Here is a 575-nt window from a genome sequence, read left to right on the forward strand (position 1 = left end):
ATGCAGGACACCTTCTTCGTGCGCGCCACCGACGCCGGGGGAGCGGCCAAGCAGGACGCCGAGCAGGACGCGGAGTCCGGCATCGTGCTGCGGACCCACACCTCGCCGGTCCAGGTGCGCTCGATGCTCGACCGCGAGCCGCCCATCTACGTGGTGTGCCCGGGCCGCGTCTACCGCACGGACGAACTCGACGCCACCCACACCCCCGTCTTCCACCAGGTGGAGCTGCTGGCCATCGACGAGGGTCTGACGATGGCCGACCTCAAGGGCACCCTGGACCACATGGTGGGCGCCCTGTTCGGCGCCGGCGTGCGCACCCGGTTGCGGCCGAACTACTTCCCGTTCACCGAGCCGTCCGCCGAGATGGACATGCAGTGCTACGTGTGCCACGGCGAGTCGGTCGGCAACCCGGACCGGCCCTGCCGCACCTGCTCCTCGGAGGGCTGGATCGAGCTGGGCGGCTGCGGCATGGTCAACCCGCGCGTGCTGGTCGCCTGCGGCATCGACCCGGAGAGGTACAGCGGCTTCGCCTTCGGGTTAGGCATCGAGCGGATGCTGATGTTCCGCCACAACGT

1 pseudogene is annotated in these 575 nt (G+C 69.7%); it reads left to right on the top strand.

The annotated features are described in order from the left end of the window. Window positions 1-575: pseudogene (locus tag KUM32_RS42300) on the top strand (phenylalanine--tRNA ligase subunit alpha); the annotation flags it as partial.

Source organism: Streptomyces sp. AC627_RSS907 (assembly GCF_019049165.1).